The organism is Methanolobus sediminis, from assembly GCF_031312595.1.
Lineage (GTDB): Archaea > Halobacteriota > Methanosarcinia > Methanosarcinales > Methanosarcinaceae > Methanolobus > Methanolobus sediminis.
On sequence record NZ_CP133592.1, the window covers coordinates 1,325,952 to 1,349,516 of the forward strand.

General features: G+C 42.1%; 14 protein-coding genes and 3 pseudogenes. 2 read left to right on the plus strand and 15 right to left on the minus strand.

All coding sequences use genetic code 11. The features are described from left to right. Positions 1-27 precede the first annotated feature (27 nt). From argS to mtbA, 4 genes are all read right to left on the minus strand, one after another. Positions 28-1,731: an arginine--tRNA ligase gene (argS, locus tag RE474_RS06440; RefSeq protein ID WP_309312141.1), complete on the minus strand. Its 1,704-nt coding sequence runs from the start codon at positions 1,729-1,731 to the stop codon at positions 28-30. Between the two features lie 26 nt (positions 1,732-1,757). Further along, on the minus strand, positions 1,758-3,002 hold the full coding sequence (gene prf1 / locus RE474_RS06445) for a peptide chain release factor aRF-1 (RefSeq protein ID WP_309312142.1): 1,245 nt from the start codon (positions 3,000-3,002) through the stop codon (positions 1,758-1,760). A gap of 206 nt (positions 3,003-3,208) precedes the next feature. Next, positions 3,209-4,171, minus strand: coding sequence for a 4-demethylwyosine synthase TYW1 (gene twy1 / locus RE474_RS06450; RefSeq protein ID WP_309312143.1), 963 nt, complete (start codon positions 4,169-4,171; stop codon positions 3,209-3,211). A 184-nt stretch (positions 4,172-4,355) separates the two neighbouring features. Continuing rightward, positions 4,356-5,375 carry a methylcobamide:CoM methyltransferase MtbA gene (mtbA, locus tag RE474_RS06455; RefSeq protein ID WP_309312144.1) on the minus strand — a complete coding sequence of 340 codons (1,020 nt, stop codon included), beginning with the start codon at positions 5,373-5,375 and terminating at the stop codon, positions 4,356-4,358. A 627-nt stretch (positions 5,376-6,002) separates the two neighbouring features. Between mtbA and RE474_RS06460 the strand changes: the two genes are divergently transcribed. Next, a complete protein-coding gene (locus RE474_RS06460; RefSeq protein ID WP_309312145.1) occupies positions 6,003-7,376 on the plus strand; it encodes a monomethylamine:corrinoid methyltransferase in 1,374 nt (457 codons plus the stop codon). Between the two features lie 21 nt (positions 7,377-7,397). Here the strand turns inward: RE474_RS06460 and RE474_RS06465 are convergent, their stop codons facing one another. The 10 genes and pseudogenes from RE474_RS06465 to mttB all read right to left on the minus strand — a co-directional run bounded on the left by RE474_RS06465 (position 7,398) and on the right by mttB (position 17,992). Continuing rightward, entirely contained in the window at positions 7,398-9,353 is a 1,956-nt protein-coding gene (locus RE474_RS06465) for a hypothetical protein (protein ID WP_309312146.1), read from the minus strand. A 171-nt stretch (positions 9,354-9,524) separates the two neighbouring features. Next, a pseudogene (locus tag RE474_RS06470) lies at positions 9,525-10,901 on the minus strand (monomethylamine:corrinoid methyltransferase). A gap of 15 nt (positions 10,902-10,916) precedes the next feature. Beyond that, the gene (locus RE474_RS06475; protein WP_309312147.1) at positions 10,917-11,573 is read right to left on the minus strand and encodes a methyltransferase cognate corrinoid protein; all 657 of its coding nucleotides are present in this window, start codon (positions 11,571-11,573) and stop codon (positions 10,917-10,919) included. 106 nt (positions 11,574-11,679) lie between these two features. Beyond that, a pseudogene (gene mtbB, locus RE474_RS06480) lies at positions 11,680-13,083 on the minus strand ([dimethylamine--corrinoid protein] Co-methyltransferase). Positions 13,084-13,096: 13 nt separating this feature from the next. After that, positions 13,097-13,741 carry a dimethylamine corrinoid protein MtbC gene (gene mtbC, locus RE474_RS06485; RefSeq protein ID WP_309312148.1) on the minus strand — a complete coding sequence of 215 codons (645 nt, stop codon included), beginning with the start codon at positions 13,739-13,741 and terminating at the stop codon, positions 13,097-13,099. 318 nt (positions 13,742-14,059) lie between these two features. Next, entirely contained in the window at positions 14,060-14,209 is a 150-nt protein-coding gene (locus RE474_RS06490; protein ID WP_309312149.1) for a hypothetical protein, read from the minus strand. 14 nt (positions 14,210-14,223) lie between these two features. Further along, positions 14,224-14,514: a hypothetical protein gene (locus tag RE474_RS06495; protein WP_309312150.1), complete on the minus strand. Its 291-nt coding sequence runs from the start codon at positions 14,512-14,514 to the stop codon at positions 14,224-14,226. A 1-nt stretch (position 14,515) separates the two neighbouring features. Then, on the minus strand, positions 14,516-15,562 hold the full coding sequence (locus RE474_RS06500; protein ID WP_309312151.1) for a DMT family transporter: 1,047 nt from the start codon (positions 15,560-15,562) through the stop codon (positions 14,516-14,518). 276 nt (positions 15,563-15,838) lie between these two features. Further along, the gene (locus tag RE474_RS06505; protein ID WP_309312152.1) at positions 15,839-16,486 is read right to left on the minus strand and encodes a corrinoid protein; all 648 of its coding nucleotides are present in this window, start codon (positions 16,484-16,486) and stop codon (positions 15,839-15,841) included. Between the two features lie 15 nt (positions 16,487-16,501). Beyond that, positions 16,502-17,992, minus strand: a pseudogene (gene mttB, locus RE474_RS06510) ([trimethylamine--corrinoid protein] Co-methyltransferase). Positions 17,993-18,610: 618 nt separating this feature from the next. Between mttB and RE474_RS06515 the strand changes: the two are divergent. Further along, the gene (locus RE474_RS06515) at positions 18,611-20,545 is read left to right on the plus strand and encodes a hydantoinase/oxoprolinase N-terminal domain-containing protein (RefSeq protein WP_309312153.1); all 1,935 of its coding nucleotides are present in this window, start codon (positions 18,611-18,613) and stop codon (positions 20,543-20,545) included. On the opposite strand, the gene RE474_RS06520 is transcribed toward RE474_RS06515, so the two are convergent. Next, positions 20,542-23,127, minus strand: coding sequence for a PAS domain S-box protein (locus RE474_RS06520; protein WP_309312154.1), 2,586 nt, complete (start codon positions 23,125-23,127; stop codon positions 20,542-20,544). The two genes, RE474_RS06515 and RE474_RS06520, sit on opposite strands and share 4 nt — an antisense overlap. Positions 23,128-23,565 lie beyond the last annotated feature (438 nt).

The following is a 23,565-nucleotide window of genomic DNA, read 5'->3' on the forward strand; positions in this document are numbered from 1 at the left end:
GAAACGATATGAGAAAGATTAACTTTCTCACATTGATTCAGGTGCACCGATACCAAGGGTATCAAGAGCGTTTGCAAGGACTATCCTTGCACAGTTCACAAGAGCCAGCCTGCTTGCTCTGATGTCATCCTCTTCTGCACTTACCACAGGCACGAACCTGTAGAACTGGTTGAATGCATCTGCAAGTTCCCTGGCATATATGGCTATTGTATGTGGTTTCAAATCTTTTGCACATACATCAATGATACTATCAAAGGCTGCCATCTTCTTGATAAGGTCAACCTCGGTATCCTCGGTAAGAAGTGAGGGATCAATTTCCTCTGCAGGGTTCCACTTGCCTTCCTCTTCTGCCTTTTTGAGAATATTGCATGCCCTTGCATGTGAATATTGAATGAAAGGAGCTCCCTGCTTCTCAAAGTCAAGTGCCTCTTTCCAGTCGAAGACAGTGGATTTCTCAGGTGATACTTTCACGATATCATACCTGACAGCACCGATACCGACCATGCTGGCAACATCTTTTTTGAACTCGTCTTCCATCTCAGGTCTGCGCTTGTCGACCTCAGCATAAGCACGTTCCTCTATCTGGTCCAGCAGGTCATCAGCGGAAATGAACTTTCCACGGCGGGTACTCATGGAACCTTCTGGAAGTGAGACGAACTCGAAAATTACAATTTCAGGCTCTTTCTTGCCTATAGCATTAAGAGTTGCTTTAAGCTGTCCTGAAATGAGTTTGTGGTCTGCACCCAGAACATCGATCATCCTGTCTGCACGCTCGCCTTTCCACTCATGGTAAGCAAGGTCACGTGTTGTATAAAGAGAAGTTCCGTCAGTACGCTGGATAACAAGGGTCTTTTCAAAACCGTAATCTGCAAGGTCTACTACAAGAGCACCGTTGTCATCTGAAGTTCTTCCGGTTGCCTTGATCTCCTCGACTATCCTGGAAACCGCACCTGAACGGATAAAACCGGATTCATGTGGGAAACTGTCATGACTGACATTCATTCTCAGAAGGGTCTGCTTGATGCCTGTTACAGCAAATTCCACGGCTTCAGCGAAGCTCTTAATGGTTTCCTCATCACCACTTTCAACAAGCTGCATGCGTTTGTCAATTTCTGCAACCTTGTCAGGTTCTTCGTTAAGGATAACATTTGCCTTGATGTAAACATCTGCTATAGCGTGATCAGGCTTCTTTGATGTGTCGAACTCAAAAAGTGAGAGTGCCCATGAAACAATAGCGATCTGGCGACCCATGTCATTGACATAGTACTGGGTCTCGACTTCATAACCTGCTTTCTTGAGGATTCTGACAAGTGTGTCACCGATAATGGAATTGCGTATGTGACCTACGTGAAGCGGACCGTTAGGGTTGGCAGAAGTGTGCTCAAGAAGTATTTTTCCTTCACAGAAATTACCGCCGAAGTTTTCCTTTTCCTCAAGGATTGCTTTTACAGTATTGTCCACATAATTGCGACCTGCATCAATATTGATGTAAGGACCAACGGTTTTGATAGCACCTATCAGGGAACCGTCAGGTAAGTCAATTGCAGCGACTATTTTGTCAGCAAGCTCTTTTGGGTTGCACTTTGCCTGTGCAGCCAGCCTGAAAGCCACCTTTGAAGCAATATCCGCATGCTGTGATGGCTCAAGCCCAAGGTCATCTACTTCATATCCAAGGGATTTCAGGGCAATGTCAAGAGCCTCTGTAACCTGTCTTTTAAATTCTAGGAACAAAAATAACACCTACACTAATAATTAGATCAGACACCGGTACTGAATCTCAGAATGGCTACTATTCCACCGAATGCATTCAGAAGCTGGGAACCTTCATCGAAGTCGGTTGATATGAACTCAACCTGTGTTGCCATCTGGTCAGCAAGCTCTGAGAGTTCATCTACGATATCCACTCTTTCTATTAATTCCATATTGGAACCACATACAGGGCATGGAATGTTGGAAGTATCCTCTTCTCCCGGTTTGAAATTTCGGGTGATTCCACCTTCGTAATCTCCGTTGGGACATTTAAGAGTGAGTCTCTCAGCTCTTAATCCCTCTGAGATCATAAGAATCTCTACTGCGCCGATATTCAGGTTCTCACGGACCTGGGCTTCTCCATATGCAGCCTTGCCGGAATCAGAAACAAGTTCTGTAAAGAAACGCTGCATGAGCTTTTTCTCAACCATAAGGTCAAGGTCTGAAAGTCTTTCGCTGGCAGCGTTCACCAGTTCATTGAGACCTGATTCATCGGTGTATGCTACATCAAAGAGACCAAGTACCTTTTTCTGGATCTCGTGGTGCAGGAACTCTCCTGACTCAAACTCTTCCTTTGTAGGGGAAGGACCACCGATAAGGACACCTTCGAAGTCCTTGTGGTCTATTGTCAGGAAAACATCGCTGGCAGCATCACCTATACGCTTGTAGAAATCATGAATTGCAATAAGCCTGAGCTGCTGGAACCTGTGAGCACTCTGACCTCCTTTTCTCTGTTTTCCCGGAACAGTAGATGTCAGGTTTCTGTGAGCTTCTATGCGCTTTCCTACAAGAAGACCAACTGTTGCTTCTCTTCTGTCAAGAACCAGAAGACCGTATGTCTTTGCATCCTTAAGCATTTCCTCAAGTGGTTCAAGGAAGAATGCGGAATCACAGTGATATCTGTATGTGACAATTGGCTGAGGAGGTTCGAGTATGCGTGTTTCCATGTTAGTCTTGTTTGCACCGATATCCACAGCACCTGTGAAAAAAACAATACCATTCTCAGGAACTTCCACATATCTGAGCCTTGAAAGCAGGGATTCCAGTGCACCCTGCACATTATCACGTGTAACTTTGGACTTGATGTTAGCAGCCTGACCGTGCTCGGTCCTGAGCTGTGATGTTACATCTGATATTTGCTTTGTGGGGGGGATATACAGAGAGATAAGTTCGGTACCACGTCCTTTTTTGGTACGGAGCTCCTCTAATGATTTTTTAAATTCATATTTTGAATGAGCAGATTGTTCTGACATTGTGTGAATACTCCATTTGAATAAAGTGATTATCTATATCTTCGATTATTTTGGTTGCTTATCTATGCCGTTGCTATAAATATAGATTGTGACAGAGGTTGTGGCACAAACTGTAGTAACTATAGTAATTACCGATATGATGAGACTTAGAATAGTAGAATGTATTAAACATAGTCCTGACTCCGTGTAGAAAAAAATGTATCTTGTCAAAGAAGATGTGTAACTGAACCATCTTTTGACAATAAAACTACCCTGCTGACCTCAACGTCACCGGCTACTTTGTAACCAAGATGTTGCGCCAGTTCTTCTGAAAATTGCATTACCTCATCATGTGAAGGCATTGCTTCACGTGGTAATCTCTTACGTGAAAAACCAAGATGCATATAGGCTTTGACCTCAATGTAATCAGGTTCTGCTATTTTTATGAGTTTAGCATAACCTTCGGGATCAAACATATTGACGCCTTTTACAAGCGTGATACGGATAACTGTTCTTGTTTCCTTGTCCCTGAGTATTTCCAGGGATCTGAGAATATTGTCCCAGAGTAAAGGAGAGTTCGGACGGCAGACCTTTTCATAGGTTTCCCTGTCAGGTGCATCAAGGCTCATATATAACTGAGCAGGGTTTATCTTTGCCATCATTTCAGGAACAGTACCGTTGCTTACAACAAAAGTGGTGAATCCCTGTGCTTTGAACTCATCGATCAGTTCGTCAAGATGAGGGAAGAGAGTAGGCTCTCCTGAGAGAGATATGGCAACATGCTTTGGATCGTTACCTTCTTTCCAGCGTTCAAGGGGTGCAGAGTGTCCAAAACCGGTTAAAAGCTTTCTCTGGGATTCTATTGAAGACCCCACTATTTCCACTGGAGAGTCCCATCCAACAGGCATGGGAACATCTACTTCCGTAGGCCTCCAACAGTGCAGACACTTCTGGTTGCACATAAGAGTAGGGGTCATCTGAAGACAGCGATGGGATGTGATTCCGTAGAATACGGATTTGTAGCATTCGCCTTCATCTTTTATTGACCTGCGAAGCCACATGCAAGTTTTGACTGCACTATGCCTGCCTGCAAGACTATATCCCTGTTTCTTTAACAGGCTTTTGAAATCGGTGATTCCGGCTTCGTCATCGCCTGAATCTTTATTTTTGTTCTTTCTTCTGCGAGGCATCTCTGGGTCTAGTAGAATTTCAGTATATATAAATGTGTGGAAAAGAAGAATTTTGCCTAAATATATCCGAGAGAAGGAGGTAGCAGACACCGACCCGGAAATGTTAAAGCGAGTCGGTGCTACGGAGGGGGAAACAAGGTGTTAGCTCATTTCAACTAAAATTACACATCTTTTAGTACTTGTTTTAGTACTTGTGGCTCTTCGCCACTTCAATCATTGCCTGGAGATTGACTGTTGGCGTCTTGCTTACAGTACCGCATCCCGGTGCAAGCAGACCGATTCCTGCATCAATGACCTTCTGTGACTGTTCCCTGATAATTTCAGGTGTTTGGTTCCAGAGCATGTTTACAGGGTCGAGGTTTCCGACAATGACAGCTTTTTCAACGTTTGCCACTGCTGTTGCAGCATCAACATTCTGGTCAACACTGATAGCGTCTACACCACTGGATTCCATGAGTGCAAGACCCTGGGTGGTGTCACCGCAGATGTGAAGAACTACAGGTACGTTGACCTCGTGCATTGCATCAATGATCTTCTTGTGGAAAGGAACTACGAACTTTTCGTAGAATTCAGCACCTATGAGCTGGTAGCTGGCTGTTGGGTCAATAATGACCATTGTGTCAGCACCGTTCTCAACCATTTTCTGTGCGTAAGCAACACAGAAATCGGTTGTGAATTCCATGAGTGCAAGTCCGAAGGCTTCGTTTGTGAAGATTGCCATGAACCATTCGTCACCGTTGATATGCTGTGCAAGTGAGAAAGGACCGATCATGCTTCCCATGATAGGAAGTTCTTCACCGTATTTGTCTGCAAGTATTTTGATAGCATCACAGACAACACCAATTCTTCCGTGGTCAAGATTGTAGCCTTTGAGTTTCTCGATGTCTTCTTCTGTTTTTACTACGTGACCAACTACGGATGGTTGCTGCTCCATTGTTCCATCCTTGATCTCACAGCCGAAGAACTCAGCTTCTGCAGTAATGTCAAAAGGCACACGAACTGCCTCAAAACCTACTACGGTGTGACCTGCTTCAGCAAGTGTTGCCATCTTTTCTGCGTCGCTATTAGCCTCTGGCCAGAAAGCACCACAGGCTTCCATCTGCTCAACAGTGCCTGTCTGAGTAACACAGACAGCAGGCATCCTGTCAACTGGCTGACCAGTGAGTGCACGGGATAATCTTTCTTTAGGGGTATATTCTGCCATAAAATCAATCTCCGTATTGTGATTATTTCTAAATTCAATTCACATGCATATATATTTTTCCATAGCCCATCGGTAACCTTATATAATATGATCAATCGAAAAAGGCTGGAAAGAGATAAATAGGAGATTAACAGACACATTCATGCATCAATACAAATGAAGAATACCAGCAATAAATAAAGTCTAATGATATTGTTTTTCAAGACAAAGGTATTTGCCAAGTACTTGTCAAAAAAAGCAGCACATACATTATAAGTTTAGACCTCCTCTAAATTCATACAATTTTTCGACCAGTCAGAGTTAGCATAAAATATAAATAGTAATTGTTTGAAGCGGGCAAGTTGAAGACAAAAAGTAACACATAAAAGTACCCCCTTAGAAGAAAAAGTAATTCAGTATCTTTACTTGCTGCAATATTAGTGCATATAATATTTACTGTAAAACTCTTTATAAATTCGTAAAATCATTGAATAAATCCGAATCAATTGCCATAATATCTATTTATAGGTCACTATATGTTCATAAAATGTGGGAAAATATAAATAATAGTACTCATTCATCTTTATATCTACAAAAATAGATACTCAAATACGCTTTATTAACAACTTATTTTGAAGGAGATTCGTCATGCAAAACATCTACAAGTACCTCAAATATGCAATAGGAGGGGAAAAACGCACAGAAAGAGAGCATGACATCAAAGTATTCAAAAAATCTGAAGAGCTGGCTCTTAAATACGGAATAGAATACGATCCCAGGATTTTTATCCCTGATGACCTTGAGATGGCAGATGCTGTCTTTGAAGCAGGCATTGAGCTCCTGCATTCAATAGGAATATTCTGCAGAAGCACCCAGCGTGTCATCGATATTGACGAAGAGGACATCCTTAAAGCGCTCAATACCACAAATCCCCTTGAAATCGGCAGACTCAAGGAAAAAGTGGTTGTTCCACAGCGTTATCCCATGGTATCCTTCCCGCCTGTGATCATTGGCGGACCTATGGGAGGAAGCGTATCTGAAGAGAATTTTCTTTACATAAACTTAAGCTCAGTTCAGGAAAACGTTGTGCAGGGAATCTATAGCGGAGCCATGAAACAGTTTGGAGGAGAATATATCCATCCAAAAAGTCCACTTGAAATGCTGGCAGTCCTGAAAGCAGCCCGAAATGAAAGGCTGGCAACAAAAATAGCCGGCAGGGAAGGACTTGCCCTTATGGGACCAAGCACCCCGACACTCACAACATCATCTTTACTTGTTTCATCAGACGAACTCTATTCAAGTGCCGATCCACAGGAAGTTTACATGGATGACCTTAAAGTGGATTACGAGACACTTTCTAAATGTATCTACCATCAGGAGCACGGCAACCACTATATTTCAGGCCAGGTACCAGTCTTTGGAGGACCATGTATCGGTTCTCCCGAGGGACTTGCAATAATAGACGTTGCTGAAACACTACAATCCAAAGTGCTGGCACACTCCAGCATACATGCATCAGGAGCAGTCCATGCTGACACCGGATCATCCTCAGCCAAAGAGATAATGTGGGCATCCAACCTGTCATCACTTGCTGTTTCCAGAAACATGAACTACTACACTGCGAGATACTACTGGAATGCAGCCGGCATCTGTACTGATATGATGTTCTATGAAACTGCTGCACAGGCAATCGGTGATACTGTTTGCGGAAGAAATATGCTTCTTGGACCAAGTGGTCGCCTTGGAAGTGTCTCAGATCATTCCTCCGGCCTTGAATCCCGATTCATGGGAGAAATGGCACAGATGGCAACCCACCTGACACTTTCAGAAGCCAACACCCTTGTAGCCAAAATATACTCAAAATACGCCGACCGCCTCAAAAATCCACCTGAAGGCAAACCATTTGAAAAATGCTACAACATCCGTTCTGAATACGACATGGAACCCACCGAGGAATACCTGACACTCTACAGGAAGATCTCGTATGAGATCATGGGTGATATTCCAGGGGAACCTGTTTGAAAAAAAGGCAATTTATTCTTATTAAAATCTATAATGTGGCTTTTTCTCTGTTATTTGATTTATTTTGAATTCAAGTACCAAAGATAGCTTTTTCTTACTTTCTGGATTTAATCTTTCAAAGATATTTGCTTTAAAATCATCATGAACATATATCTTTGCTTTTTTAAGCTCATTTTTGTCTTTAATAGAACACGGCATGTAAATAACTAAATTGCGAATGACTTTTTTATCTGAAGGCAAAGCTTTTACTTTTCTTTGTACTTGATTGATGATGTCATCTAACTTTTCAGTATGCAATTGTACTTTACATTCATACAACTCAATTCTATCTTCAAATTCTTCATATGCATCGATTTGTTCATTATTCACTTGAACATCAAACTTGATGAGAGAATTAATAATTGAATGATGTTCAAATAACCAATTACAAAAAGCATATTCGAACAATTTTCCTTTTGCATCAGCAGTAAAAATATCAACTTTTGTTTTTACTTCAGAGAGGCTTAATTCATCAGACGAAGAAGAAACATCCTTTTTTAGTAAATATTTCTTAAATTCTTCTTTGTCAACAATTTCGGTCTGAAGTTCTATTTTTGATCCTTCAACAAAAGTATTGATTAAATCCTCTGCCTGAAGGAATAATAATTCACTTGATCCAGAATCGCTGGCACAATCATAAAATACTAGCCATCCAGAGTAATCTGAAATGCCCATTCCACTTGAAGCATGAATAAGAATAGCATAACTATAATCATATATTTTTGCTCCTTCTACTGGATGCTTAAATTTCAATACAGATACTATATCCCCTTGTGCAAAAATCTTTGAAGATTCTATCGTTCCCAGAAGTGTAGAAATAAAACTAGGAAGACCATTAAACAAAGTGAATTCTTGTGAATCTAAAACATTAACATCATACCAAAAAAAACGATAATTGAGTCTTTTTTCAGTCAATTTATCGTTATCATAATCTTTTAGATAAGTAGGGTCTGATAGTTTATCTTTCAGCAGGATTTTTTCAAACAATTTTTTGTCATAATCTGGCTTGACGCTTAAAAGAGGATGAAAAATGAGATCAATCTTTAATTCTTCTTTTATTGGAGAAACTATTTCTTCATTGATTTTGCCAAAAAATCTGTCTAATGCAAACCATTTCTTCAAAGTTTCAAAATGGAGACTATCTTCATCTATAATATCTTGATTTTGCACAACTGATTCAAGCTCAGATAATTCGAATGGTAATTTAAACTCTTCAGCTACATCTTTCGAGTAAAGAATATGTGCCTCATGCAATTCTTTCAAAGAAGTCTCTTTAAATATTTGTTCTCCCAAAAGAATAAACCATAGATATTGAAGAGTATAAACATAGCCTAGATAGGCTTTGCTCATATATTGCTCTTTGACATCTGTTTTTAATATTGGGATTAAACGGTAGATGTGAGGAATTCCTTCGCTGGTGTCGTTCAAAAATATATGAGTATAAATTATTGTTACTATTTTTAGACACTCAAATTTATCTAGTGGTTCTGTTTCAGAAATATTTTCTTCAAAAAATTTATCGAACAAAAAAATAAGCTCATTAATAGGTTCTGTGCTTTTATGTAATTCTTCCCAATTCTTTGCCTTCTTAATTTGCCTAGATATTGGCCAGATACTTTTTATGAATATTGTCTTTTCACATGTATTCGGTATATCCTCGAGATCTACACCAACAAATCTTGCTCTAAAAAAAGTGAAATCCTCATCTAACCCTAGTGAATCTTCATAAATAACTGAATTTATAATGCCCCGAATACATACCGACATGAAAAATTTATAGCCTACAAAAATATCATCATCAACTTCAAGATGATGATAAGTATTCATCCATTCCTTAAATTCATCTGTTTTCGATACTATTTTTAAAACATTAACAAACGACAATATTCGGTCTGCGGATAAATCATCATTTAATAAATCCAAATCTTCACTAACCATACCACTCTGTCCTTAGATATTTACTATCTAAATAAACAGTATTAATTAGATAATATCTTTTGGAAACCAAAAATCAAACAAGTACAAAAAAAGTTGGGTGAGCCAGCGATAGAAAAATCACTGGCTACGTTAGGGAAGTGATAAACTATGTTATCACAGGGATTTTGGATTTTAGAAAGTAAGTCCGAACTCTTCGAGCTTCTTGCGTGCGCCGTCGTAGACCTTCATGTACTCATCAGTTGGTGTTACGGTAGCTACATCGTAACATTCCTGGAAGGTCTTTCCTGCTGGTGCATTTGCATAGTTGCCCTCGTAGGAGCTTACAAGGAGGTCGAGGACCTTGTTGACATCTTCGATGTTCATTCCTGCTGTTGCTCTTGCAACTTCTCCCATCATCCTTGCTTCCATACCGGTTGTCTTGTCCTGAACGACACCCTTTGCAGCTGCAACACCGGAGAGGATCTCACGGCCGGATGCTGTGTCAGTGATAGACTGAGCGGATGCTTCAAGCAGACACATCTCGGTACATGGACCTGCACATGGATAGTACTGGTTACCTGAGATCATGTCAGTGAATTCTGAGATTGTAGCACATGCCCATCCAGCGATCATGAGGGTCTCACGAGTGTTGGTTGATCCCCAGCGGATGTGGACCGGACCATCAAGGTGCCAGCTTGCGTTGCTCATTACAAATGCATTGATGTGAGTTGCGATATCTACAATTGTGGTTTCCTCTACGCCGCCGGCGTAGCCACCAAAGATAGGCATCTGTTCATCCATGATGATGTCACTGTTACCCTGATAGTGTGCCATTACACTGATAGCGTCAAGGTCGATCTTAAGCTCATTGAGCTGTGATACTTCGTGACTGTCACTGCAAACCATGCCACCGACACAGTCTGAAGAGATATTTCCCTGAGCGGACAGGGAAGTCTCTGGTCCCTATATGCCCATGCCTGGCCTTCCGGCCATTGCTGCTGCTGTCTTGATGAGCCTGGTTTCGGTCTTTGCTGCAAGGACCTCATATGGACTCTTTGGAATTGGTGGCTTGCCACGGACTGTCATCATGACACCGTTAACAATTGTGTCGACTTCTTTCTCAAGAGCATAGCTCATGTGAACTGGCATGAACATGTCCTCGGAGATAGGGGAACCTGTTGGACCACCCTGGACTATTGGCTTTCTCTTGTCGCCAACACTTCTCTTCTGTACCCTTACAGCGTCCCTGCCGGTTCCGATTGTGAATTCCTTCTGGACGTTGTTGATAGCATCCCAGATCTCATCCTCTGTGTATTTTACTACACGGCTGGTGTCTGTACAGTAGATACCACAGTCAAGAAGCATCTCAAAACCTGCTTTAAAGAGGTTTTCCATCATGTCCTTGTCAGTTGGTACGAACTCGCCCTTGAAATCAAGGTTGTATTTCTGCTTGAGCTCCATTGCTTTCATTGGGATGGTCATGAGGTCCCAGTCATCCTGGGTTGTCTTCTCTCCCTTCTTTGCACGCTCATAGAATTCAAAACAATCAAGTGATCTTGCGAATGTCATATTATTTCACCTCAATTACTGCATAAGCTTAAGTGCTACACGAGCTGCGTCTGCTGCATTCTCTGCGGTTGCATCTGCTCCGATCTCTGCGATCCATGCGTCAGATACTGGTGCTCCACCGAACATGATCTTAACTGAATCTCTAAGACCTTCTTCTACGAGCATGGATACTGTGTCCTTCTGACCGAGCATTGAGGTTGTCATAAGTGCTGAACCGACAAGCAGGAGTTTCTTGCCCTTGTTCTTTGCAATTTCTTCTGTAACTTTTTCGTTTGGTACGTCTACGCCCATGTCAACGATCTTGAAACCGTTTGCTTCAAGCATGGTTGTTACAAGACGGTGACCGATATCGTGAATGTCTCCTTCCTGTACGTAGGTGATAGCAAGACCGACACCTTCGTCATCTGCTCCCTTTTCTTCTGCGAGTATAGGAACAAGAATCTCCATTGCAGCGTTCATTGCCTTTGCAGACATCATGATCTGTGGGAGATAGACCTCTGCTGCCTCGAATTTGTCTCCGATTATCTTCATACCTACTGAAAGACCTTCGTTAATGATCTCAACTGCTGTTAGACCAGCATCCAGGGCTTCCTGGGTAGCTGCTGCACAGCCATTAATGTTCTGAGTGACGATTGTGTCTCTCAGTTTATCGAACATTTCCTGATTTGACATATTTAGCCTCCAAATGTGATTTCGTTTTTTACTTAGTGAAAAAATGGTAATTAAAATGAAGTGAGTTCCACTAACAGTAGAACCCAGATCAATTTACCAGAAATATTTACTTCAACTGTCCTCTGAATTTGTTACAGCTGTTGATGTTGATATCAAGAAGCTTCTCGATGTTCATCTTTGCTGCAATTCCCTTTGGAGCTCCTGCAACTGAAGTGACGACCCCTATACCAAGCTCTTCTCTCAGTTCTCTCATTACATATTCGTCACTGAGGTCATCTGTGGTTACGTCGAGTTTCTTTGCAACGTAATCCTTTGCTTCTCCAATTCTCATGCTCTTTGAAAGCTCCATTCTGGCAACAAGGTCACCAGCAGCTCTGATTCCGCTCATACCGGAGGTCATTATGTGGGAGATCGGCATACCCATCGGGTCGCCGACCCCTATCTATATACCATCCACGCCAGCAATTTCGACCATCGCCTTGCTAGCTCTTGATACAGCATCAATAGTTGGGGTTTCAAGCATTGGGATACCACCGACACCCATACCCATATTTACATGACATGGGATAGTGGAAGCTTTAACAGCTGCCTTGATAAATGTAACAGCTCTTCCGAGGTTCCATGCTGCACTCTTGCTGGTGTTTGTGTTAACTACAGGACCGAATACATTTGCTCCTGCCTTTGCAACAAGTGCTGCCTGCTCATGTGGCCAGAGACCTGCAAGGGTAGTACCATCGTACTCAAGCTCACCGTGCATTCCAAGCATAAGTTCTCCTGCCATACCTGCTTCAATGTAGATGTCAGGGAACTGTTTTCTCAGTGCTTCGATTGCGTGGAGTGATGCGTACATGTCACCGTCACCTGCAGCACCGATTGTATCGAAGTTGACACCATCAGAACCAGATGCCATCATTCTCTGCATGATCCAGATAATGTCTCTGGTAAGGTGTTTTGCAGAGTGTTCCATGGACTCTCTTGCTTCATCGATCTTGAATGCCTTCATGAGGTCACCAGGGTTCTCGAATGGTCCGTCTGGTGTGTAGTAAAGACCCATGTTTGGCATTGCACCGTAAAGCAGTGGAACAATTGTGTTTGCCTGGCAGGTTTCCATTGTCTGCATTTCCTGTGCAATTACTGGCTTTGCTGGTTTGAAACTGTAGTCGATGTGACCGAGTTCCATTGTGTCAGCACCAAAGGCACGCTCGTGCATCATGATACCGACAAGTCTGCTGGATGGAATACCTACACCACTGTTACCCTGGTCACCATCGAGTCTGATGGTTCCGATATCGTGGGTTACAGGAACTTCCTTACCCTGCTCGACACCTACCATCCTTGAAGGCATAGTGAGAATGTCTATGAGCTTGTCTATTTCATCTGCACTGAGGTCAGGAATTGTACCAAGGTCTGCAGCGTCTGCCATACCTTCTTTAAGGTCAGCCTCGATCTGCTCCCTTGTCATGTAGATACGCTTTCCGTCTCCCATTCTCAATTTGTATTCTGTTGCCATGATAATACCTCGCTTAGAGCAGGAGTTCCTTTGCCTTCAGGACAGCTTCACTTGCATTCTCTGCATAGCAGTCTGCACCAATCTTGTCAGCCCAGTTCTGGGTTGCAGGTGCACCGCCGACCATTACCTTGATGTTGTCTCTCATGCCCTGTTCCTTGAGCATCTCAATGACATCCTTCTGACCCTGGAGGGTGGTTGTCATAAGTGCTGAAAGACCTACCATGTCTGCATTTGTCTCTTTTATCTTGTCAATAAAGTCCTGAAGTGGAACGTCTCTTCCAATGTCGTGGACTTCAAAACCAGCGGACTGAAGCATGGTTGATACAATGGACTTACCGATGTCGTGGACATCACCTTCAACGGTACCGTTTACGATTACACCGAGTTTCTTGCTTACAGCATCTGCAGGAAGGTCTGCTTCAAGGAGCTTTACACCTGCTTCCATTGCGCCTGCTGCCATCATTACGTGAGGAAGGAATAACTTACCTCTCTCAAAAAGGACACCGACTTCGTTCATTCCTGCTGCGAGACCCTTTTCAATGATCTCTGGTGCAGGGATTCCTTCGCCCTTTGCCTTCTCAACAGCTGCTGTTACAACATCTTTCTTACATGTGACAACAGCGTCTGCGAGTTCTTTGAACATTTCTTCATTGCTCATTTGTACACCTCATTCTTTTTTATTAGTCCTGATAATTTTTACTTTATATTGGTTTGAAATTGGGGTATAACCTGAAGGTTAATTTGCATTGTAAAACGATACATATATATGTTGCCTTAAAGTACACTATTTAAATGTTACTCATGTATCCTCATAGTACCTAGTATATATATTTTTCTACCATAGTGCTTTGCAAACCTTCAGGAGAATAAATAAATATGAACAGAAGCAGATCCATTACATTCATGACCATGGGATAAGAGCCTGTAACTTCACTGCATCTGTCTACTCAACTGATTAGATTTTTCAAGTTCCTCCTTAGAACTGTGAAACGAATGTTCTTGCCTGCCAGAGTGCCAGTATTGCTACTATAATGATGGCAACCATCCACAATACATTAGCAGCTGGCAGAGGGGAGTTAACCCAGTAAGCATTGTAAGCTTCCATTGCAGCTTGTGTTTGTACCATTTTCTGTTCCCTCCTTATACATACATTAAACAGGCATCTGCAGCCCTTGCTCTTCCGAAATCTGTCAGTTCATACTTGTGCAAAAGGAAACCTTTCTTGTAGATACCTTCTTCATCGACCTTGACCTCAACATCCTTCAACATTCCTCCGGATGCAAGTTCAATGATATCGAAGTTTATGGAATCCCTCTGGAAATTTCCTTTAAGGCCGTACTCTTTCTGGATCTGGCCTACAATCTCGTAGTTCCATTTTCCACCGTTGCACAGCTCAAGTATCCTGAATTTTATTGGGCGAGTTCCTGCCATTTCAGTCACCTCTCAAAGATTCCATTTCACCGGTGTCTTCAGAGAACATGATTGAGCTACCTCCCAGACAGAGTGCACCTCCCAGAAGGATAGTCCATGCAGGGACATCTCCGAAGAAAAGGAAGATGAATATTACAGCGAACAGACCATACAGGTTACCGATACCCTGACCCCTTCCAACACCGATAAGCGGGAAGGACTTATACCATGTAACGTAACAGAAACCAAAGGTGATACCTGCAAATATCAGTACCAGAAGTGTGAGTGGCTCAAATGCCATGAATGCATACTTGAACATTGGGAAACCAATAATTGCCAGTATAGGAACTATAATTATCCACCAGATGATGTTCTCACCGAGGAACCTCAGTGTCAGACCAACATCAGGTTCTGCAATATCAAGACCCTTTCCTGCAATTGCACCTTCTATACCCCAACCGGCTGCTGCCATGAGACCACCAAGGTAGCCGATCCATGCAACATTTCCGCTTCCAAGCTCAGTAAGCAGTCCGCCACCGAATATGGTGATACCACCTGTAATAATGAAAGCAATACCAAGATAAGCTCTCTTTGATATCTTTTCACCATACCATTTCTGGGCAAGAATAGAACCTACAACCGGATACATAAGAGCTGCAACCGCTGCAAAAGCACCGCCAACAAATCCCATTGCGATAAATGAACCCAGAATAGCCATTGGTCCTCCGAAAATAGATGCCAGGAAGAACCACTTTGAACAGGGATGGAATTCCTTCACTGTTCTCTTCATTTCACCGAACTTACCAAGAGCACCATTCCAGACGGTAAGAGCCAGCATAACTGTTAATGCATTAAATGCTGTGATCAAAACTGCTACGATTATAAGTGCCATACCGTCGCCGCTTCCTGCAGCGATATCAGCATACATTTCATCGAATGGGTTCAAAACCCATATTGTAGTACCGGGGATATACCACATTCCCCAGAGAACTGCACAGAAGAAAGCCCACATGTAACCATACTTGACCCTCTTCTGGTGTTCTTGCTTTTTTAAAGCTTTTAAATCCAAAGTCAATACCTCCAATTTCAAACCTTCTAAAGTGACATGCCAGCACATGGCATGTTGATGATTCCAGACATTTCTGGAAAGTGATGCTTAAAGATGAAAACATTCAGCACCGATCAGCTGCAGTTAACATCTTTTGTGAAGTGCTGTTTGACGGAAAACTAATATTCCGTTAGCACCAATTATTTGAAGACAATAAGTGCAAAGATTGTCTTCAGATTGTGAGGATGTATGTCTAGTACATCCTCGCAACTTTTCATTCTTGTTTTGGTTCTGGTTTCAGAACATAGCATTAAGCTTGGAAACTACATCTGTAGCGTTCTCGCCGTAGATGTCTGCTCCGATCTTTGTTGCCCAGTCCTGTGTTACAGGTGCACCGCCGACCATTGTCTTAACGGAATCGCGGATACCTGCTTCCTTGAGCTGTTCTTCGATCTGGATCTGGCTGACCATTGTTGTGGTCATAAGAGCAGATGAACCAACGACATCAGCTTTGTTTGCTTTCACAGCTTCTACATACTTGCTGATAGCAACGTCTCTTCCAAGGTCTACAACCTTGAAACCTGCGATCTTGAGCATTGTTGCTACAATGTCCTTACCGATTGAGTGGATATCTCCCTCGATTGTACCGATGACGATTGTACCTCTGCTTGCTGTTTCTGCACCCTTTGCTTCAAGAGCTGGTGTAAGAATAGCTACTCCTGCACTCATTGCCTCTGATGCTGCAATGACGTGTGGAAGGAATACGGTACCTGCTTCAAACTGGTCACCAACTTCGTTCATTCCTGCTGTGAAACCGTCCTGGATAAGATCTACTGGATCTACATTTGCAGCAAGACCTTCCTGTGCTGCCTCTTCTGCTGCTTCTTCATCGAAATCAAGAATAGCTGCTTTTGCTTTTGCAATAATCTCTTCTTTTGTTGCCATTTCTAAACCTCCTGTTTACATGCTGGCTCTGAAAGCCTTGTCAGCCTTCTCTACGACTGCCTGCATGTCCTTGAGCAGGTCAGCGTCAATTGGTTGGACTTCGTGGTTCTTCATGATGTCAACGACTTTTTCATGAGCAACCGTTGCGATGTCCTTTGCACCTGCCATTTCCCAGTCACCGTACATGAGACGGTCAATGATCATTGGGCTGGATGGGAGGTCGATGTTCTGTCTTGTTGTCTTGTGTGCAAGGAAGTTATTACCAATACCAACCTTGTCAATAGACTCAACTGCCAATGTTTCTTCGGTTACAGGGATTCCCTGCATTGCCTTCTTTGTCATTGTGATCATATCGTTGTCAAGAACGAGCTGTTCGAGTGAGAAAGTCATACCGAGCTCAAGCATACCTGCACCGTACAGGGTGTTAGCACCTGCGAAGGCGGGAAGAATTGTTGTCATTGTCTTCTCATGACCAGCCTGGCCATCAGGTATCTTGGCATCAGCCTACGAACCAGCGACGAATGTTGGCAGACCGTAGTACTGACCGAGTTTTGCAACAGCTGCACTGATCATTCCAAGTTCTGGGGAACCTACAGGTGCTGTTCCTTTCTTAAGATCGAATGTTGTGGTGGAGCTACCATACCATACTGGTGCACCTGGCTGGACCAGCTGTGCGAGTACGATACCGGAAAGTACCTCTGCGTTGTGTGTAACGAGTGTACCTGCAAGGTGTACTGGTGATGAACCTCCTGCCATTGCCATACTGAGTACGTTTACAGGTGTTCCGAACCTTGCACCCTTTATGATGACCTGACATGCGTTGACACTAAGCTCAAGTGGGCTTGTTGGACAGAGAAGTGTTGAGAAAATTGGCTTCTTGCGTGCTTCCTCGTCGTCGCCACCATAGTATGCTGTTGCGATCTGCTGGTAGTAGTCTACGTTCTCGCCTACAGGGTCGATGTGGTGGAAGTGCTTTGTTGTGTTCATCAGAGGGGTCAGGGTCTCGTGTACGTCCTGTGCACCCTTGCCTGCCCAGTCCCTTGCGGAAACTGCGAGTGAATAATAGTCAATGTTTTCTGCCCAGTCACAGATCTTTGCTGTGTCTGCAAGATCCTTTTCTGTTGAGTCAACAGTGGTGTACTTGCCTGGTGCCTGGTAGTTGCACATCTTGACACCGGTACCGAAACAGGTCCAGTGTACCTTTCCTTTGTGTTCCTGCTTTGTGTTGTGCTTCTTGTCACGTCCCCAGAGAACGAACTTTGATGGACAGTCACGAAGTGCCCTGTTAACTACGTATTCAGGGATCTTTACTACCATTGTCTTTTCATCAACTAAACAGCCACCCTCTTTGAAGATAGCTCTAGCTTCAGCATCTGATACCTGGATACCAGTGTTTATGAAAACATCCATTGTAGCGTAGTGAAGAGCTCTAAGGTCATCTTCTGAGAAGAATTCCAGAGTTACACCGTCTAATGGACGTCTACCTGGGTAATAGTGGTTTACCATTTTCTTAGCCTCCAATTTGAATTATGTATCCGGAATACCTCCAAGATATTCCGAAGGATTGAACCTGCCTTGTAAGCAGTATGTTCCTGTTTGATAGGTAGAATACGCTAGTATATAAACTTTTCTTACTAATCTAGTATTTATATTTTACTATTGCACGGTTTTGAGATTCAATATAAAAAGATAACGATTGATAATATTATAAGAAAATTACAAAAACACATTGCTAAACATGAATCTTTGAAGATTGACAAAATTAAAGGTTTTTCCTTAAAATCCTAAGGATTCTTTCTCATATATGTACTTTACCATATAAAGGGGTTTTGATTTCATATTTAAGTATTTCTATTTAAGACATATTTTGCTGTAAATTGCTAGAAATCTAACATGAATCACCCATGAATTTCTCAGGTAACTGACTAATGTCAGCATCTTGACTGAAAACAATACTATATAATTGTTTCTATCATCCTATATCATGAAGAAATGATCCCATCATAAAACATGTCTATTGATAACTATTTTTTAGTTAACGGCGTTAATTCCAGATGCACAAAATATATATAATATAATATTGGAACTTCCACACAAATAACACAAAAATAAGGAGTTCACAATATGAGTTATAGTCTTGGCATAGATGCAGGAGGAACATATACAGATGCGGTCCTTCTTGATGACGAAAATGAAACTATAATCGAATCAAGTAAATCGCTTACAAGCTACCCGGACCCACTTGAAGGGATCCGTGGAGCTATTGAAGGACTTGATCCAGACAGGCTCAAAGAAGTTAAAGTGGTTTCAGTATCAACCACCCTTTCAACTAACAGCATTCTTGAAGGAACCGGATCACCTGTGGCGCTTATACTCATCGGGAACTTCGATATCAAAGAAGAACTCCCAACTAATCACTATTTGCAGGTAAAAGGAGGACACGACCACAATGGAATCGAAACAAATCCCCTTGATACTGAATCAATAAAAGAGTTCGTCCTTAAAGTCAAAGATAATGTATCAGCATTTGCAATATCATCATACTTCAGCGTCAGGAATCACGACCATGAACTCTGTGCCAAGGACATAATTACAGAACTCACCGGCCTTCCTGCGGTTTGCAGCTATGAACTCTCACAGGACCTCGGTGCATTTGAAAGAGCTGTTACAGCATTCCTAAACGCCCAACTGATACCTGTAACAGAAAGGTTCATGACAACAGTTGAAGCTGAGATCAAGTCAAGAGGAATTGATGCAAAGGTATTCATGCTCAAATGTGATGGCTCTGTTATTGGAATACAAAATGCCCTGAAAAAACCTATCGAATCCATATTTTCAGGTCCTGCAGGAAGTCTTGTAGGAGCATCATTCCTTGCAAAAAGTGAGTCCTGCGCAGTTATTGATGTCGGAGGAACCAGCACCGATATTTCAGTTATCTACAACGGTGTACCGGAAATGAGTGATGCCGGTGCTGTTGTAGGAGGATGGAAAACAAGGGTTAAAGCAATAAAAATGGAAACTTCAGCCATGGGAGGAGACAGCCATGTCTGGGTTAAGGGAAAAGACATCAACATTGGTCCCAGAAGGGTTATTCCCCTGTGCAGGGCTGCTGTACTCTACCCTGATTTCCTTGAGCAGCTCAAAGCAAATCCGATTCCATCTAAAATGAGACTTGGTATCAATTACCAGCCAACCAAGTTCTATCTCAGGACTGACTACCAGGCAATAGAAGCAAGTCCTGAAGAAATGGAAGTCCTTGGAGCCGTAAAGAAGGAGCCAACATCAACAACCGAGATCTTCAACCGCATAAAGAAATACCCTGCAAGCAAGATATTTGACAGCCTTATCCAGAAAAGACTGCTGCAGCCAATCGGATTTACACTAACCGATGCACTTCATGTGCTTGGAGAATACACAGAAAGAAATGTGGAAGCTGCTAACGTGGGTGCGGACATGCTTGGTTCTATTGTTGATATGGACAGGCAGGAGTTTGCCAGATATATCAAGAGAGAGTTTTCAAAGAACATGGCATGCGACCTTGTTTCATTCTTCCTTGAAGGAGTTGAGAAAACTGAGATCAGGAAGATATTTGATATTCAGTCACCTGCTAAGTTTAAGATAGAGGTCCCGATTGTATTGATAGGTGGACCTGTTAGTGCTTTTGTGAAGGAGATGCAGGAAATACTTGATGCAGAGATCATCCTTCCTGAATATTCCAATGTCGGAAATGCTGCCGGTGCACTTGCTGCAAAAGGTATCAGGAGATTTGAAGTACTCATAAGACCTGCATCAATGGCTGCTCCTGACTGGGAATTCCTTGTGTTCTCCGAACACGGAAGGAGCAACTTCTATGAGTATCAGGAAGCTCTGGACTATGCAGTCAATCTCGGAGAAACTACTGTGTTGAGTTATATGAAGGATGCCGGGCTTGATTCCAACCACATAAAAATAGATGTGAAAAAAGAAGAAGTGATTCCCCAGGGTTGGAAAACTCCTATGGAAACAAAGTTAGTAATCCTTGGAGTTGGAAATAGAAATACAGAACAGGAGTGCTGTTAAACTCCTGGCTCTTTTATAAGGGAAGAAATTGAAATGAGGACATCCTGTCCTCCCCAGTCCCCAATTGTGAATTTTGATTTTACCGGGACCAGTATACCTTCCTTACTTATTAATGGTATCTCAGAAGTTGAGGATTTACCTGCCATGATCTCATCAAGTGTTGAAAGAACATCATCCTCCCATCCTTCAGGATAAAGCATGAGGAAATCTTTCATTTCAAGGTCTTTGAATGTGTAGTTCAGAGTATCGGCCAGTGAGGAGTTCACATGCAGAATGCTTCCCTGCAGGTCCATGATGAAGACCATTTCATCAAGTACATTCAGAAGTGAATTCATATGGTTCTTGCTTTTCTGCAATCCGGAATCCTTCTTCATTCTGGAGATCACTATTCCAACCTGATTTGCAATGGTTTCTATAAGATTCCTCGAGCTGGCAGGAACCTCAAGTTCGGAATGGGAACCAAGTACCATGGCTGCAACCAGTTCATCATTGTGTTTTATAGGAATGAAGGCCATTGCCTGCAAACCTTCATAGTCAAGTTTTGATGCAGGAAGCATCATATTGATCTCTGTGAAGTACTTATAAACCGGAAAACCAGTACTGAACATGCGGGCCATAAGCGTATTAGGCTTGAAATGAGAAAGCGAATCTACAAAACTTTTTGAAAGTCCACGATAGGATACAGCATCAAATTCCCCTGTCTTTTTATCTACTACATACATGATGCCCGAATCTATTGATTTAGCTTCAAGGGTAAAATCAAGTAGCTTATCAAATGTATCTTCAAGGCTGCCGGTATCACCGAGAACATTATCAAGGTCACATTCCACACGCATGAAATTATTAGCTTGCTTGCGTTCGGTTATGTCAACAATGATACCCTGAAGATAATCTACCATGCCTCTCTGGTCATAATGAAGCATGGTCCTTTCATCAACCCACCTGACTTCGCCTGATTTTGTGAGAATCCTGTACTCCTGACTGAAATCCGAGAATCCTTCTCTGGAGGCCCTCTCAACCTCATTCCTGACCCTCTGTAGGTCAGAAGGATGAATGATGTCTCCATAGATGATCTTGCCTGTTATGAAATCATTAACAGTATAACCAAACTGCTCGATATTATCTGATACGAACTCTACAGGCCAGTCCTGCTCCGGTTTCCATAAGAAAACAATGGCCGGACTTGAACTCATGATAGATTCAAGGACTCTGCGCATCCTCAATGCTTCATAAAGGATTTCAGTTGTCTGCTTGTACTGTACAAGTTTCCACATTCCTTCCATTAGAAGTGTGAGTTGCCTGACATCAGATTCGTCATAATCGCTTTTTTTGTTGGCTACACCTGCAACAGCAACTATCTGGTCATTATCAAAGACAGGGATAGTTATATGGCGGAGCATTTTCTCTTTTGTCCCTGGATATATCTCATCCACACGCTCTGTGTCATAGTCCCTGTTCACAATAACTGCTTTGCGTTCCCTTATAGCCTCTCCCCAGAAACCTGTTGAGCGGACAGGGTGTACAAATGGTTCTTCTGAATAATATTCATGGGAATCATAAGGCCAGTGATATGTTTCAAGAACATTTTGATTCTCATTGAGGAATTCAAGGTAACCAATATTACTATTAGTAAGCTTCACTGCTTTTTCTATGGCATATTCCGCAATTTCACTCATTGGGGAATCCTGCATCTGATAGAGTTTCAGAAGGGCTTCAAGACGCATCTCGTTCAGATTTATGATCTCCTGAGCCTTTTTACTCAGTTCAACGTCTTCCATGATGCCGATACCACCAATCAGTGAGCCGTCGTTATCAAGTACTGGAGTGAAACTGGCCTTTACCATGAGTTTTTTCCCACTTATGGCAGAGAAATACTCACCTTCATAGTAACCGGGATTTCCAAGGAAAACAAGGTCAACAGCACTTTTCAGGTTTTCATCATTAAGAGAGGAGAGCACACTAAAACCTGCTATCTTCTTTACAGGGGCCCCTACTATATCTGAAAATGCTTTGTTGCAGTGAGTGATTATTCCATTCTCATCAAAGTAAATGATACCAACAGGTGAACTTTCAAAGATGATCTGGTACTTCTTTCCGGTTTCTAGCAACTCACGCTCGGTTTCTTCAAGCTCGGTGTTATCGATGATTATGCCCTGGAAATGAGTGATATCACCATTTTCATCTCTTTTAATGAAAGACCTCTCTGTTACCCAGCGAACGTCACCATCTTTGGTGAGCACACGGTAATTAAGGGAAAAATATGAAGTGTTCTTCTTTTCAGAGTGCTTTTTTACTTCGAAGTGTATCCTGTCAAGATCGTCAGGATGAACTATATCCCCATAAAGTAGTTTCCCTGAAAGGAAATCCTCAGGAGTATAACCAAGGCGTGTAATGTTACCTGAAACTGATTCTACCGGCCATTCTCCCTCTGCTTTCCAAATGAAAGAGATAACAGGGCTACTGTTGTAAACAGCTTCCAGTTTTTTGTCAATAGGAATAGAAGTAGATGTGTTTTCTTCCCCGGCCTTGGTCTTTCCTGGTCTGTTAGTTGAAATGTTCATCACTCCTGAACTTGCATTCATATCTTTTAGATGATAGTATTTACGGAATGTATTGCAATCAAACTCAACTCCCGTATATAGGATTTTCTGTTGATTACCTGTATTTTACAGAGGAAGTTGTTTTCGAGTATATAATAATGTCGGTTAGGAGTTTAGATACATATTACATAAAAGTTATGACAGAAATGTGAAATATAACGCATAAAGTGTATTCTATATATAAATGATTAAAGTAATTATTCTTATTCGGAATATTTGATAAATAAAGCACATGACAAAATATAAATAATAGTGTTTTTGGACTCATTTTGTAAATATGTAAGATGATTAATGTCGCAACACTCCTTTGAAAAAGAAAAAGCCATTATTACTCAAGGTTAAAACTCTTTTGTAGCAAAACTACAAACATTATCTATATATAACTTTCTAATTACTTGCAAACCCCATGATTGCGGACAG

Coding starts and splice junctions, on each gene's coding strand:
- prf1 (WP_309312142.1), bottom strand. CDS start 3,002: ATGTCAGAACAATCTGCTCATTCAAAATATGAATTTAAAAAATCATTA.
- twy1 (WP_309312143.1), bottom strand. CDS start 4,171: ATGCCTCGCAGAAGAAAGAACAAAAATAAAGATTCAGGCGATGACGAA.
- mtbA (WP_309312144.1), bottom strand. CDS start 5,375: ATGGCAGAATATACCCCTAAAGAAAGATTATCCCGTGCACTCACTGGT.
- RE474_RS06460 (WP_309312145.1), top strand. CDS start 6,003: ATGCAAAACATCTACAAGTACCTCAAATATGCAATAGGAGGGGAAAAA.
- RE474_RS06465 (WP_309312146.1), bottom strand. CDS start 9,353: ATGGTTAGTGAAGATTTGGATTTATTAAATGATGATTTATCCGCAGAC.
- RE474_RS06475 (WP_309312147.1), bottom strand. CDS start 11,573: ATGTCAAATCAGGAAATGTTCGATAAACTGAGAGACACAATCGTCACT.
- mtbC (WP_309312148.1), bottom strand. CDS start 13,741: ATGAGCAATGAAGAAATGTTCAAAGAACTCGCAGACGCTGTTGTCACA.
- RE474_RS06490 (WP_309312149.1), bottom strand. CDS start 14,209: ATGGTACAAACACAAGCTGCAATGGAAGCTTACAATGCTTACTGGGTT.
- RE474_RS06495 (WP_309312150.1), bottom strand. CDS start 14,514: ATGGCAGGAACTCGCCCAATAAAATTCAGGATACTTGAGCTGTGCAAC.
- RE474_RS06505 (WP_309312152.1), bottom strand. CDS start 16,486: ATGGCAACAAAAGAAGAGATTATTGCAAAAGCAAAAGCAGCTATTCTT.
- RE474_RS06515 (WP_309312153.1), top strand. CDS start 18,611: ATGAGTTATAGTCTTGGCATAGATGCAGGAGGAACATATACAGATGCG.
- RE474_RS06520 (WP_309312154.1), bottom strand. CDS start 23,127: ATGAATGCAAGTTCAGGAGTGATGAACATTTCAACTAACAGACCAGGA.